Annotated in this window: 12 protein-coding genes; 10 read left to right on the top strand and 2 right to left on the bottom strand. The window is 48.2% G+C overall.

Features of this window, described 5'->3' with window-relative positions; genetic code table 11:
* Window positions 1-295: 295 nt before the first annotated feature.
* Both A6049_RS17665 and A6049_RS17660 read left to right on the top strand, forming a co-directional pair.
* Window positions 296-2,728 (top strand): glycoside hydrolase family 6 protein, encoded by a 2,433-nt coding sequence (locus tag A6049_RS17665; RefSeq protein ID WP_063565939.1) that lies wholly within the window; start codon window positions 296-298, stop codon window positions 2,726-2,728.
* A gap of 633 nt (window positions 2,729-3,361) precedes the next feature.
* The gene (locus A6049_RS17660; RefSeq protein WP_063566057.1) at window positions 3,362-5,704 is read left to right on the top strand and encodes a rhamnogalacturonan lyase; all 2,343 of its coding nucleotides are present in this window, start codon (window positions 3,362-3,364) and stop codon (window positions 5,702-5,704) included.
* 251 nt (window positions 5,705-5,955) lie between these two features.
* Here A6049_RS17660 and A6049_RS17655 read toward each other — a convergent pair whose 3' ends face one another.
* On the bottom strand, window positions 5,956-6,558 hold the full coding sequence (locus A6049_RS17655) for a histidine phosphatase family protein (RefSeq protein ID WP_063565938.1): 603 nt from the start codon (window positions 6,556-6,558) through the stop codon (window positions 5,956-5,958).
* Between the two features lie 231 nt (window positions 6,559-6,789).
* On the opposite strand from A6049_RS17655, the gene A6049_RS17650 reads away from it, so the two are divergent.
* Together A6049_RS17650 and melA are read left to right on the top strand one after the other, a co-directional pair.
* On the top strand, window positions 6,790-7,749 hold the full coding sequence (locus A6049_RS17650; RefSeq protein WP_063566056.1) for an AraC family transcriptional regulator: 960 nt from the start codon (window positions 6,790-6,792) through the stop codon (window positions 7,747-7,749).
* A 232-nt stretch (window positions 7,750-7,981) separates the two neighbouring features.
* Window positions 7,982-9,487, top strand: coding sequence for an alpha-glucosidase/alpha-galactosidase (gene melA / locus A6049_RS17645; RefSeq protein ID WP_063565937.1), 1,506 nt, complete (start codon window positions 7,982-7,984; stop codon window positions 9,485-9,487).
* Between the two features lie 48 nt (window positions 9,488-9,535).
* Here the strand turns inward: melA and A6049_RS17640 are convergent, their stop codons facing one another.
* Window positions 9,536-10,123, bottom strand: a complete 588-nt coding sequence (locus A6049_RS17640) for a hypothetical protein (RefSeq protein ID WP_143021550.1) — start codon at window positions 10,121-10,123, stop codon at window positions 9,536-9,538.
* Between the two features lie 146 nt (window positions 10,124-10,269).
* Here A6049_RS17640 and A6049_RS17635 point away from each other — a divergent pair, with 146 nt between their 5' ends.
* The 6 genes from A6049_RS17635 to A6049_RS17610 form a co-directional block, all read left to right on the top strand.
* A complete protein-coding gene (locus tag A6049_RS17635; protein WP_063565935.1) occupies window positions 10,270-10,629 on the top strand; it encodes a PadR family transcriptional regulator in 360 nt (119 codons plus the stop codon).
* On the top strand, window positions 10,626-11,318 hold the full coding sequence (locus A6049_RS17630; RefSeq protein ID WP_063565934.1) for a permease prefix domain 1-containing protein: 693 nt from the start codon (window positions 10,626-10,628) through the stop codon (window positions 11,316-11,318). Before A6049_RS17635 ends, A6049_RS17630 begins: the two co-directional genes overlap by 4 nt.
* Complete coding sequence (locus A6049_RS17625) at window positions 11,315-11,899, top strand: DUF4825 domain-containing protein (RefSeq protein WP_063565933.1); 585 nt, start codon at window positions 11,315-11,317, stop codon at window positions 11,897-11,899. Before A6049_RS17630 ends, A6049_RS17625 begins: the two co-directional genes overlap by 4 nt.
* A 103-nt stretch (window positions 11,900-12,002) precedes the next feature.
* Window positions 12,003-12,773, top strand: coding sequence for an amino acid ABC transporter substrate-binding protein (locus tag A6049_RS17620; protein WP_063565932.1), 771 nt, complete (start codon window positions 12,003-12,005; stop codon window positions 12,771-12,773).
* Window positions 12,774-12,882: 109 nt separating this feature from the next.
* On the top strand, window positions 12,883-13,542 hold the full coding sequence (locus A6049_RS17615) for an amino acid ABC transporter permease (RefSeq protein WP_063565931.1): 660 nt from the start codon (window positions 12,883-12,885) through the stop codon (window positions 13,540-13,542).
* 62 nt (window positions 13,543-13,604) lie between these two features.
* On the top strand, window positions 13,605-14,081 hold a 477-nt coding region (locus A6049_RS17610), incomplete at its 3' end, for an amino acid ABC transporter ATP-binding protein (protein WP_145921937.1).

Here is a 14,081-nt window from a genome sequence, read left to right as displayed (position 1 = left end):
TACTTTAATTAAGTCAGAGCAATGCCTTGAAAGCCGTTCACCAAAAATCACCCGCACACACCTACAGATGTTATCCCCCTTGCTTTGTCCCTTAACCTCAGTGTAAGACACCATTTCTGTTTCTTGTTTCACACCTTATTGTTGTTGACCTGGCTTGTCCCAATTGAACTACATTCATGGAGGTGAAGTCCCTACAGCTCATCCATACGTTCTCTACCGTGCATAGCATCTTGCCGACACAGAGGATCAGACATGAGTATATACCCAATCCAAGTACAGGAAAGGTGGAACCCTAATGACTAAATCGAAAACCTTATCGAAAGGCGGAAAGGTGCTTCGCAGAAGTGTAAAACAAATGCTGGCAGCAACGCTGCTCGCGGCGGGCATTTTCCCGGGCATGGCTCCAGGAGTGAGTCAGGCGGCTGAAGCGCATGTGGATAATCCGTTTGTCGGAGCTACGTCGTATTTAAACCAGGATTATTCCGCTCTCGTGGATACGTCCATTGCTCTCACCAGTGATGCAGCGTTAAAAGCCAAGATGGAAACGGTGAAATCCTATCCAACGGCAGTCTGGATCGACCGTATTGCTGCCATTAATGGTGGAACAGACAATGCCGGACGCAAAAGTGTGGAGCAGCATCTGGATGCCGCCTTGGCACAAAAGAAGTCAGGTACTCCAATTACCGCTTCATTCGTTATCTACAACTTACCTGGGCGGGATTGTCATGCCCTTGCATCCAATGGTGAACTTCCACTAACACAGGCGGCACTGCAGACTTATAAAAATGATTATATCAATGTAATTGCCGATATTTTTGCAAAGCCCAAGTATCAGGACATTCGCATCATCGCTATCATTGAGCCGGACAGTCTGCCCAATCTGGTAACCAATCTCAGTACACCAGCTTGTGCCCAGGCGAGTTCAACAGGCATCTATGAAGCTGGTGTGAAATACGCCTTGGAAAAGCTGCATGCCATTCCGAATGTGTACAACTACCTGGATATTGGTCACTCCGGCTGGCTTGGTTGGGATAACAACCGTACAGGTGCAATTTCGCTGTATACCAGTGTTGTCCAAGGAACAGCAGCAGGTCTGAATAGCGCCGATGGCTTCATTACGAACACAGCGAACAGCACACCGCTGAATGAACCGAATCTGCCTAATCCGGATCTGAATATTGGCGGACAACCGATCAAGTCTTCCAAGTTTTATGAGTGGAACCCTTACTTTGACGAAACCGATTTCACTGCGGCACTGTATAGCGGATTTGTACAAGCAGGCTGGCCGGCCAGCACGGGCTTCCTCATTGATACCAGCCGTAATGGATGGGGCGGGGTGAATCGTCCAACGTCTGCCACAGGCAGTGATATTAACACGTACGTGAACTCCGGGCGTGTGGATAAGCGCGATCACCGGGGGAACTGGTGTAATAACAGTGGAGCAGGCATAGGTGAAGCACCTAAAGCAGCACCAGGACCAGCCCATCTGGATGCCTATGTATGGGTCAAACCTCCAGGGGAGTCTGATGGCTCCAGCTCGGAAATTCCGAACAACGAAGGAAAAGGCTTCGACCGGATGTGTGATCCAACCTTTACAACTCGTGATGGTGTATTGACGGGTGCACTGCCTAACGCACCAGTGTCGGGTCACTGGTTCCATGACCAATTCGTCATGCTGGTGCAAAACTCATTCCCTGTTCTTCCAGCCAGCAATGGTGGAGGGGGTGGAACGACAGCTCCAGCAGCTCCGGCAACACTGTCTGCGACAGCAGGCAACGCACAGGTTTCCCTGAGCTGGACAGCCTCTACAGGTGCGACTAGTTATAACGTGAAACGGGCGTTGAGTGCGTCGGGTCCATTCACTACGGTTGCTGCGGGCGTGACAGGCACATCGTATGCCAACACAGGTCTGATCAATGGTACAACCTACTATTATGTGGTTAGTGCCGTGAATGCTGCGGGTGAGAGTGTGAATTCGGCTGTAAAAAGTGCGGTACCAGTAGCAGGTGTGACTGCCCCTGCTACACCAACAGCGCTGACAGCTACGGCAGGCAATGCTCAAATCAGCTTGACCTGGGCGGCTTCGGCAGGAGCGACAGGTTATAACGTGAAACGGGCGTTGAGTGCATCGGGTCCATTCACTACGGTTGCTGCCAATGTGATCGGCACATCCTACACCAATACGGGTCTGACCAATGGAACGACCTATCATTATGTGGTTAGTGCCGTGAACGCTGCCGGGGAAAGTGTCAATTCTGCCGCAGCTTCCGCAACACCGCAAAGTGTAGTTGTTCCGACCAGTGACCTGGTTCTGCAATATCGTGCGGGAGATACCAACGCGGCAGATAACCAAATTAAACCGTATTTCAACATCAAAAACGTAGGTAACACGGCTGTAAATCTGAGTGATCTGAAAATCCGTTATTACTTCTCCAAAGAAGGTACCGCAGCGATGGACTCTGCTGTCGATTACGCTCAAGTTGGCGGAGCCAACATCCAGCGCACGTTCACCGATTCCTATGTGGAGCTGAGCTTCACTTCTGGAGCAGGTGCGATCCAGGCAGGTGGACAGTCGGGGGATATCCAGCTCCGCATGTACAAAACGGACTGGAGCAACTTAGATGAAACCAATGATTATTCCTACGATCCAACCAAAACATCCTATCAGGACTGGAACAAGGTGACCCTCTACAAAGGCGGTACCCTGGTCTGGGGCATTGAGCCTTAAAAGGAGCGAATACAAAACAGGGGCGTTTCCCAGTCATGAACATGACTGGGGAACGTCCCTTTTTTCAATTTTAACGAATGGAGTGCGTCTTATTTCGTGTAATGGAGCTGGTGCAGTGTTTTAACGAATCGTATACACGTTATTACCAGGTTTTCACCCTGTGTTCACTCTGTTTCGATGGTTTTTACCAGATAACGTTACTGGAGTTCGTTAGACTTTCTATAGCCCGTTAATCTTCTGAATAAGGTGTGCTCGTATCGTTAGAGACCTGAACAACACTGAATATTGATCGTTTTGGACGGATATTTGCCTATGTCACAGCAGGTGGGATGTCTATAATAATACCCGATGGGCAGGATGAAGCTGCTCTAATGGAGAGGGAATGGAAGGGGGACGGAGTCAAAGAAGTCTGTTCAGGAGAGCTATTCATTTATATTTTTGTAAGCGCATTCAGTAAAATTTGAAGGATATGAACGTCTGTATGGATTGACGGATGTCGCAACGATCCAAGCACAGCCATAAGCATCACCCATTCTGTCTCAAGGAGAGTGAAGGTCGATGAAATCCAAAACATTAGCGCCGATACATAAAGGATCGGTTTCAGGTATGTACTCCAATCGCAGGAAGGTGCGTATGCCACTTGCAGCCAAAATGCTGTCTTCGGCACTAAGCGTTGCTTTGCTCGTTGCGGGAACAGCAGGTGCGAGCGGAGCAGCAGCTTCCAGTGAGAACAGCGCGGCAGAGGCCAGCGTGCAGTCACATAAGGGGGGGAGTTCTTTGAAAGACATTCAGCTTGAGTATCTTGATCGCGGTCTGGTTGCGGCGTCTACTTCCGAGGGTGTTTTTCTCAGTTGGAGGTTGCTTGGTGACGAGGCCACAGGGTATAGCGATAAAGGTCTGACAGGCACGGATTTCAACGTATATCGTGATGGCAAGAAGATTGCTACGGTCACCGACAGCACCAACTATGTTGATGCCGCAGGCAAATCGTCGTCCCGTTATGAATTGGCAGCGGTAAGCAAGAAGGGCAAGGAGAGTAAACACAGTGCATCCGTCAAACCTTGGGCGAACGGCTACGTCGATATTCCTTTGCAAAAACCGGCCGATGGTGTGACGCCAGTGGGAGAAGCCTACTCGTATTCTGCGAATGACATGAGTGTGGGCGATGTGGACGGGGACGGTCAGTATGAGTTTTTTGTAAAATGGGACCCTTCTAACTCCAAGGATGTCTCGCAAAAAGGCTACACCGGTAAAACGTACGTGGATTGTTACACGCTGGACGGACAATTGTTGTACCGGATCGATCTCGGGGTTAACATCCGTTCGGGTGCTCATTATACACAGATGCTCGTTTATGATTTTGACGGGGATGGCAAGGCTGAGATGATGTTCAAGACTGCACCGGGAACCAAGATCATCCAATATAACAAAAAAGGAAAGGTCACTTCCGAGAAATACATCACCCTTCCGAAGCAGGATAGCAAGGCAGGATACTCCAACGAAGATGATTACCGTTTAAGTGCAGATGGCTACTATGATCATGTCGTGGATATGTTCAAAAACTGGCATAAACATGAAGAGGTTGTGAAGGGCAACTGGCCTGCTACGTTGGAGGAAGCTTTTGGGATTGAGAAAAAGTATAGTTATCCATTGTCTCAGAAGGATGCTGAGAGCTTGGCCGATTACTTCATTGATGTGTATGCACCAAGCCGCAGTGACAAGAATGAGCTGCGCAAGTTCGAAGGTTTTATCGTCGATGGACCTGAGTATGTAACGGTGTTCGAAGGAGAGTCGGGCAAAGAGCTGGAGACCATTCCTTATGAGCCGGGACGGCAGGACGATGGGTTGATGTGGGGCGATTACGCAATGGCGCGTATTGAACCAGCGAACCGGGTAGATCGTTTCCTGGCAGGCGTGGCATATCTAGATGGAAAGAAACCGTCTGCGATCTTTGCACGCGGGTACTACACACGTTCGACCATGGTCGCCTACAACTGGGATGGCAAAAAGCTCAAGCGTGAATGGAAAGTGGACAGTGGCTGGACGCCAATGAAGAACCCGTTCAATGACGGTCCGCATGGAGTGGACGGTACAGATCCGGTGTATGGCTCAATTACAACGCAAGGCGCGCACTATTTCAGTGTCGCTGATGTGGATGGAGACGGTAAACAGGAGATTGTGTACGGCTCGGCCACGATTGATCATGATGGCAGTGTGTTGTACAGCTCCAAGGACCTGATGCCAGCGGAGAGTGCTGCTCCGGGAACGATTGCACGTCTGGGGCATGGGGATGCGCTTCATGTAGCGGATATTGATCCGGATCGTCCGGGGCTGGAGATCTTCATGGTGCATGAGGGTGGCCCTTGGGCACCATACGGATATTCCCTGCGGGATGCGAAGACTGGGGAAGTGATCTATGGCGGGTACACGGGCAAAGATACCGGACGTGGCATGATCGGTGATGTGGACCCGACTCGTCGTGGATTGGAGACATGGGCTGTGGGATTGTGGACAGCCAGCGGTGAGAAAATAACCGATAAAGCCCCTGGTACCAATATGAATATTCGCTGGGCCGCTGATATGACAACTCAAATCGTGGATGGTGCCATTAATGTCACGCCTACGATTAAGGATTGGAATCGGGGCACGCTGCTGACCGCGAACGGCACGTTGACCAACAATTATACCAAGGGTACGCCATCTCTCGTAGCGGATATCTTCGGGGACTGGCGGGAAGAGATGCTGGTGAGAACCGAGGACAGCTCGGCGATCCGCATCTACCTGAGCACCGAGAAGACTGACCGTAAACTGTACACGCTGATGCACGATGCGATGTATCGTGTCGGCATTGCTGGACAGAACAGTGGATACAATCAGCCGTCCTACCCATCCTTCTACATGGCATCGGATATCGACTGGTCGAAGGTTACGCTGCCGAAGTTCCACACGCCCAAGTCGGGTAAGGGTGAAAAGTGAGATTTGAGAAGTGTCCCAATCCTCAGATGATCATATGATGGTTGGGGTTTGAGGACGTAATACCAGTATGTTGATACTGTTGAACGTATTTGGAAAACCTAAATCCAAGTGTTTCCAACAGTATTATTTTGTTATAAAAAGTGTTTACTGTTGTATTAAGAGGCTCTGGAGTAACCTCGGTGCGTTTAGGCGTACGGGAGGTTACCCGGAGTTTTTTTGATATGGTCAAACCGAAACAACAGACGGCATCATCATTTCAAATGTGTTACGGATGCAAAATCTTGAATAGTATACTTCCCGTTTTCATGAATCAATGTGGTGATGGAGCATTCGGGAATCAGTTGACTTTGCATCGCGATAAAATCAGGATGCCAGACGTTAAGTTCATGCTCTGGGAATGTGTTTACGAGAAAATCTGTAATTAACCCTCCATGAGTAACGAGAACGATATAGCTGTCTGGTGGCTCTACACTCGTCAATTCCGTTAGGAAAAAGGCCAAACGTTCGCCTGCTTGCTTAGAGGAATCACCTACGGGTGGGAGATAGTCTGGATCATTTGTGCATCGGTCCCACATCGCGATGAATTCCTCAAAGGTTTGTTCAGGCAGGTCACCCCAGTTGGCGCGTTCCCGCAGACGCGAGTTTTCAGTCACTGTAATGTTTGTTTGGAGAGCAATATGTGCCGCAGTGTTGATCGCTCTTTGAAGTGGGCTTGTAATGATTTTGGTGACAGGTACGTTAGCCAAATGATGTGCTGTCGACTTAGCTTGTACAACTCCCTCGGATGTGATGGGAACATCACCGATGCGCTTTTCTTTTAATGCATGCCTCACCAGAAAAAATGTAGTTTTCATAGCCTCACTACCTCCTCGTTATAGATTAGATTAGATAAAATAAAATTGATTAGATTTATAACTAATTATATGTTTATCTAATTTATAATCGCAATGATTTTTCAATTACATGGTGAAATACATCGCCGAGACTTGCTACAATGGAGAAAAGTGAGGATCGTTGCAGCAACGGAGGTGCAGGCATTGGAAGCAAAACATTGGACAGGCAGTCTGTTTCAGGAGAAACTGCGCATGGAGGATTATGGACCGCGTTTCTACGCGTATTATTACAAGCAATGGGACAACTACCAGATGTCCTATCACGATCATGATTCCACGGAGATCATGTACATTATTTCGGGAATGTGCCGGGTCGATGTACAGATGCCGGATGGCAGCTCGGAACAGGCAGTATTGAAAAAAGGGCAGTTCATTCTGCTGGACGCGGGGGTTCCACACCGTCTGCTGGTAGAGGATGGCGTCCCGTGCCGTATGCTCAATGTGGAATTTGGAGTTTCCAGATCGCAGCCAGGCCAGCCTTCCATTCGCCAGCTCGCACTGGAAGAGGAGGAAGTCCATGCTTTTCTAGTACAAGCCACGCCTTATGTGGTTTTGCCTGACCCGGAAGAGGTGTACCACATAATGAAAAGCCTAGTGCTGGAGCTGGATCAGCGTGGACTGATGGAGCAGGGTCGATCTTCTGCACCTATGCGGATTATTCCGCCGGAGGAACGCTCGCATCATCGCGAATCCCGTGATCTGAAGTCGCCTGAGCAAGGTACGCTGGTACGCACGTTGTTTATCCAACTGCTGGTTCGGGTCGCAAGACTGCGCGGGGAATTCAACCGAAGTGCGTTGGATCAGACGGAGCTGTACGTGAAACGTACGATTGAATTCATGCATCACAATATGGATCGTAATATTCAAATGAAGGATATCGCAGCAGCAGTGAATCTGCATCCAGGCTATTTGCACCGTATTTTTCGCCAGCACACGCAGCGCACGCCTACCGATTACCTCACGATGCTCCGAATGGAAAAGGCGAAGATGCTGCTGCAACAGACCGATATTCCAATCTCCGAAATTTCCGATTACGTTGGCGTGGGGAGCAGACAGTATTTTCATATGTTGTTCAAGAAATATACAGGCCGAACTCCGGTTGAATTCCGTTCCTCGATGGAGCGACATGTCAGTCATTATCCACTGGAATAATAGGGGGAATAGGTACTCTGTTTTTATCTGAGCAGGATAGGCAGAATGATCTTCGGACACAAAAGTGAGGATTTTTGACAGCTACTTCGTGAACTGGTCATGATTTTGATAACGCTTCCTTATGTACCGTTGTTACAATGATTTCATCAGGCAACTTCAATTCAATTGCAAGTGTTACTGAATGAAGTCATTAACCGAAGCCAATCGTTTCGGATTACGGGAGGAACTGTGCATGTCGTTTAAAGTGGCATTTATCGGGGCAGGCAGTATCGGATTTACGCGGGGGTTGCTGCGGGATTTGCTCGCGGTACCGGAATTCAACAATATTGAGATTGCGTTCTGTGATATCAATCAGCACAATCTGGACATGGTTACCGAGCTGTGTCAGCGCGATATTCGCGAGAATGGACTGAATATTCAGATTCAGCCGACAACAGACCGGAGAGAAGCGCTCAAGGATGCGAAGTATGTACTGTGTACAATCCGTGTGGGAGGGTTGGAAGCTTTTGCAACCGATGTAGATATTCCGCTCAAATATGGGGTAGATCAATGTGTCGGCGATACATTGTGTGCAGGTGGGATTATGTACGGACAGCGTGGAATTGCCGAAATGCTCGACATCTGTAAAGATATTCGTGAACAAAGCACACCGGATGTGCTGCTCCTCAATTATTCCAACCCGATGGCTATGCTGACATGGGCCTGCAACAAGTATGGCGGTGTTCGCACGATTGGATTATGTCACGGGGTACAGCATGGGCATCACCAGATTGCGGAAGCGTTTGGACTGAAAATGAATGAAGTGGATATCGTATGTGCCGGAATTAATCATCAGACCTGGTACGTCAAGGCTTCCCATGAAGGTAAAGACCTTACGGGTGATTTGCTCGAAGCTTTCGAGAAACATCCAGAGTATAGCCGTACCGAGAAAGTGCGGATTGATATGCTGCGCCGATTTGGTTATTACAGTACGGAATCGAATGGTCACCTTAGCGAATATGTGCCTTGGTACCGCAAACGTCCGGAAGAGATCAAGGACTGGATTGATCTGGACAGCTGGATTAACGGCGAGACGGGCGGGTACCTGCGTGTATGTACAGAGGGAAGAAATTGGTTTGAGACTGATTTCCCGAACTGGATGAAGGATGAGCCAATGCAATTCGCCCCGGAAAAACGAGGCGGAGAACATGGTTCCTACATTATAGAAGGGCTGGAAACGGGACGCGTATACCGCGGACACTTCAATACCGTCAATAACGGTGTGATCTCCAACCTGCCTGATGATGCGATCATCGAAGCACCGGGATATGTGGATCGTAATGGTATTTCGATGCCACATGTAGGCGACCTGCCACTCGGCCCGGCTGCCGTGTGTAATGTGAGCATTTCCGTACAACGACTTGCGGTGGAAGCTGCGGTACATGGTGACGACAAACTATTGCGTCAAGCGTTCATGATGGACCCACTCGTAGGTGCGGTATGTAATCCAAAAGAAATCTGGCAAATGGTTGACGAGATGCTGGTCGCTCAAGCCGAATGGTTGCCTCAATATGGTGAGGCCATTGCTGCGGCAGAAGCAAGACTTGCTGCAGGCAACCTGATTCCTACGAAGGAATATGAAGGTGCTGCACGTCTCAAAGTGAAAACCGTTGAGGAGATGCAGCAGGATCGCGATGCCGCCAACAAAAATGCGGGTGAATCGGATAAAGGGAAAGATCGGGAGAAAGTGCAACAATAGATAAAAATGAGTAGGGCTTCTCCAAAATTGGAGGGGCCTTGTTTGGTTCTATTTTTTTTCGACACCACGGATTACAAAGGCAAAAGAGGTATCACCCAAGGAAACCTGCGAATTTTTTGGGGAAGACCAGCCGATAAAGGCTCCATAATAATGAGTACCTTTTTCCTGTGCAAACTGGAATGATCCTTCTCGGAAAGAGATGGGACGTGCCTCCCCGTTCACATATTCAACCAGAGTGAATTCGTTAGGCGGTACATCCGTACTCAAGTTAATAGATATGTTCTCGCCCACCAACACCGAGACAGGTACTTTACCTTCCAGCAATTCCACATCACCTGCATAGTCAGCACACATACCCCCCCAGCAATAACTGCCCTGTACAGCTGGAATAGAGATGCCGCTTTCGCTCTGGATAGTTGGCGTAGGCAGTTCCTGGGGTAAGTTGGGTCCAGATTCCTTAGCGTTCTCCTCTAGTGAACCCAATTCAGCTTCCTTTGTATCTGGCGATGGGAGAGAGGGAGGTTCGTTTGTGCCGTTACTTGGAGTAGGATTACAGCCGGATAATATCAGCAAAGTTGTAAGGAACACGAGTGAAGCCAATGTTCTTATAGTAATGAGAAAATTTATTTTAGCCACCCCCCTAATATCTTCCAGACGAAGAAAAAGAGAAGAATGTTGCTCATTGCGACGCATATGTACCATGCGATACATATTACCTTTACAAACATAGTAATATGTCTTATAGTATACCCAGGATTGAAGAAAGTCGGTGAATCTGGCAGATGGATGAACAAGCGATTAACAGTGACCTCATTCGAGGCAACATTGACCCCATTATTCTGAGTGTACTTATACCGAAGGATAACTACGGCTATAGCATTATTAAGGAAATTTATCGCAAGAGTGGAGACCGGTTTGAATTAAAGGAACCGACACTCTATTCCAGTCTGAAAAGGCTGGAGAAGAGCGGATATGTGGAATCCTACTGGGGGGAAGAGAGCCAGGGAGGACGACGCAAATATTACCGAATTACAACGCAGGGGCAGGAAGCTTATACCCAGCAAGTTCACGCTTGGAACGCAGCCAAAACATTGATTGACTGCATGATTATTTCCGGGGAAAAGGGAGTTGAAGGGATATGACATTGGAAGCTCGTATTACCCGCCATGTGGATCATCTATTCATTCATGCACAGGATACATTGGCCAATCAGGAGTTAAAAGAAGAGATTCACAGTAATCTCGCTGCACGAATTGAAGATTATATGGAGCAGGGTATGGACGAGGAGCAGGCTTTTCAGACAGCCATTCAACATGTGGCTGGCATGGAGCAGATCATGAGTGATCATCGCAGGGTGCATCGCGTTCCTTATTGGACTGCAGTGTTGCAGTCTGCCTTGATCTATAGTCTTATGGCCTGGATCATTACCATTCCAATGAGAGTCATGGTTCAGGGCGCAAACATTAACAATTTGCTTATGATCATGAGTGTGATTGTTGGTGGAGCGTATGTATTTTACATGATGAAAAATAAAAATACTTCGACTGATCCAGAGGACACTGCCGTTATTCGTACACCTGTGTTCTTACAATGGACGCGCAGAGTGTGGTGGTTATGGGCAGGGCTCATCGTTGTGTTATGGGGTACACAGGCGGCGCTGCGATTTGGAAGCAACATCTGGTATAGTCGACCGATTCAGGTAGAGGGACCCTATCAATTTACGGTAATCGCAATTGCTTTTGCCATACCTTTATTAAGTATTATTATTCCTTTGATTGTGCAAAGGGCGTATCGGATCGTGGGCAAGTATGAGGTAGGTGATGTCATATGACGGGAAAGAATAAATGGATTATTGCATTGGTCATGCTCGGTATCTTTGGTGTTATTGTGGTTGAGGGCGTCGTTAATCCGAGAATAGAGGCGAAGCAGTCGCAGTATGAAGCAGAGCAGCAAGACCCTTTGGTCCATGATTTTGCGACATTAGCGAAATATCGCAGTGCTTATATGGGAGACTTCTCTAATCTCAGCCATTTGAATCAAGCCTTGCCTCTAAACGGCCAATTGAATGGGTATCAGTTGGTTCCAGAGACATTTACGGCTCAGATCAATTACAGGATGAATACCAGCGAGATGAAGTCCGAAGAGTTGGAACGAATACTTGTATATAATGCTGCTGCCAATTTTGTATGGATTGATAATTTGGAGCATGTGCTTTATTCATTTGAGGATGTTCAATATACTTTGAGCCGTGAAGCCGCCCAGCAATGGGCCGGAACGGAACTGAAAACCCTTCAGGAACCTGAGGAGTGGGATACATTGGTGCGTAAGAAGCTAGTGGAGCCCGCGCAAGTGAACGAAGCTTTTTCACAAATTGTTGACAATTCAGCTGGTTCAAAGATAAGGAAAAGGTAAGAGGCTCGACTCTTCTCCTATGCTATGTTATTATAAGACTCTGATAACGTGGTAACGAACTAAAGCGTTTGGGTTTGGTTATAGACATGGAGGGGTTAGAGAGATGAGAAAACAAGCGATATTTCTATTATTGATCAGCATATGCATGATTGTTGTTGCGGGATGTTCCAGCTCGGGAAGCAAAGATGAACATGCCATTATTGTGGGGATAGATGATAAATTTGCTCCAATGGGCTTCCGGGATGACAAGAATGAAATTGTTGGTTTTGATATTGACTATGCAAGAGCGGCAGCGGAGAAAATGGGTAAAGAAATTACGTTTCAGCCCATTGATTGGTCTTCCAAAGAATCGGAGCTGAACAGCGGCCGAATCGACCTGATCTGGAACGGGTACACGATTACGGATGAGCGGAAAGATAAAGTGCTGTTCACGAAGCCGTATCTGGAGAACAGCCAGGTTGCAGTCACACTCGCGGACTCACCGATTACGAAGCTGGATGAACTGGATGGCAAAAATGTAGGATTGCAGGCCTTGTCCTCTGCGGCAGATGCACTCGCGGCAAGTCCTCTGAAGGATAAAGTGAATGCTTCCGAATTCCCGGACAACGTACTGGCCCTTACCGATCTCAAGACGAAACGTTTGGATGCTGTCATCATCGACGAAGTGGTCGCGAGATATTACATGTCCAAGGAAGAGGGAACGTTCAAACTGCTGGATGAATCCCTTGCTCCGGAACAATACGGCATTGGTGTGAAAAAAGGCAATGAAGAACTGCTGAATCAGCTGCAAAAAGCGTTGGATGAGCTGAATGCCGATGGCACAGCAGCCGAGATTTCCACCAAATGGTTTGGTGAAGATGAAGTTTTGAAATAGGATTAGGCCACTTGCCTGACATATGTAGTAAACAACATGACCCCGGATTCCAAAAAGGAGCAAGTCTCCTGCGGAATGCGGGGTTAACAGATTAGAGGAGCCGATTGCGATGAGCTGGGAGTATTTATTGGGCATCATGAAGCCCATGCTTGAAGGGGCACAGACCACGATCTTTTTATTTTTGCTGGCTATTATAGTGTCTGTACCACTTGGATTTGGAGTAACCTTATTGATGAAAAGCCGATTCAAGCCGTTGGCATGGATCGCTCATACGTACGTATATGTGATGCGAGGAACGCCGCTGATGCTTCAGCTGTTGTTCTTTTGCTTCGGTCTGCCGCTGCTTCCAGGCGTAGGGGAGTATCTTGTATTTGACCGTTTCACGGCGGCAGCACTAGCTTTTATTTTGAATTATGGTGCCTATTTTGCCGAGATTTTCAGAGGTGGATTGCTCTCGATTGATAAAGGACAACATGAAGCCGCACAGGTACTGGGCCTAAGCAAATGGCAGACGATGACGAAAGTCATCATCCCGCAGATGATCCGGGTTGTACTGCCTGCGACGGCGAACGAGTCCATTACGTTAATTAAAGATACGGCGTTGCTGTATGCAGTTGCCGTACCCGAGTTGCTCCATTATGCACAGGCCGCAGTAAACCGGGATTTCCGTCTGACGCCGTTCCTGGTTGCAGGTATTATTTATTTGTTGCTGACCATGGTACTCACCTTGTTCTTCAAGGCACTGGAGAAACGTTATACATTTGAGTAAAAACGAACGGAACAGAAGTTTATGAAGTTATCCAATCTCATCAATTAAAGGACTGTCTGCATATGACACATATTATAGAAGTGAATCAATTAAGAAAATCATTCGGCACACTTGATGTGCTGAAGCAGGTAACGTTCAACGTGGAGCCGGGTGAGGTCATTGCCGTAATCGGGCCTTCGGGTTCGGGTAAAAGTACGATGCTGCGCAGCCTGATTCATCTTGAGGATATTTCGGGTGGCACCATTCGTATCCAAGGCCAGGCGCTGGCTGAGAACGGATCGTATGCAGGTGCCGCGGATATTCGGAAGATTACGGATCGCATGGGCATGGTCTTTCAGCATTTCAACCTGTTTCCGCATCTGACGGTACAGGCGAATCTGGAACTGGCACCGAAGACGTTGAAAAAAGAAAGCTCAGCGATCATCCGGCAGCGAAGTCTGGAGTTGCTCGGTAAAGTAGGGCTCTCCGACAAGGCGGATGCGTATCCCGCCAACCTGTCCGGTGGACAGAAACAGCGCGTAGCGATTGCCCGCGCACTA

Origin of the sequence: Paenibacillus sp. O199, assembly GCF_001636635.1 — a bacterium.
GTDB lineage: Bacteria > Bacillota > Bacilli > Paenibacillales > Paenibacillaceae > Paenibacillus > Paenibacillus marchantiae.
Note: the sequence above shows the minus strand (reverse complement) of the source record. Positions and strands in the feature narration are given on the sequence as shown.

What these genes read in the sequence shown, in the direction of transcription:
- A6049_RS17665 (WP_063565939.1), top strand. Translation starts at nt 296, where the DNA reads ATGACTAAATCGAAAACCTTATCGAAAGGCGGAAAGGTGCTTCGCAGA.
- A6049_RS17660 (WP_063566057.1), top strand. Translation starts at nt 3,362, where the DNA reads ATGCCACTTGCAGCCAAAATGCTGTCTTCGGCACTAAGCGTTGCTTTG.
- A6049_RS17655 (WP_063565938.1), bottom strand. Translation starts at nt 6,558, where the DNA reads ATGAAAACTACATTTTTTCTGGTGAGGCATGCATTAAAAGAAAAGCGC.
- A6049_RS17650 (WP_063566056.1), top strand. Translation starts at nt 6,790, where the DNA reads ATGGAGGATTATGGACCGCGTTTCTACGCGTATTATTACAAGCAATGG.
- melA (WP_063565937.1), top strand. Translation starts at nt 7,982, where the DNA reads ATGTCGTTTAAAGTGGCATTTATCGGGGCAGGCAGTATCGGATTTACG.
- A6049_RS17635 (WP_063565935.1), top strand. Translation starts at nt 10,270, where the DNA reads ATGGATGAACAAGCGATTAACAGTGACCTCATTCGAGGCAACATTGAC.
- A6049_RS17630 (WP_063565934.1), top strand. Translation starts at nt 10,626, where the DNA reads ATGACATTGGAAGCTCGTATTACCCGCCATGTGGATCATCTATTCATT.
- A6049_RS17625 (WP_063565933.1), top strand. Translation starts at nt 11,315, where the DNA reads ATGACGGGAAAGAATAAATGGATTATTGCATTGGTCATGCTCGGTATC.
- A6049_RS17620 (WP_063565932.1), top strand. Translation starts at nt 12,003, where the DNA reads ATGAGAAAACAAGCGATATTTCTATTATTGATCAGCATATGCATGATT.
- A6049_RS17615 (WP_063565931.1), top strand. Translation starts at nt 12,883, where the DNA reads ATGAGCTGGGAGTATTTATTGGGCATCATGAAGCCCATGCTTGAAGGG.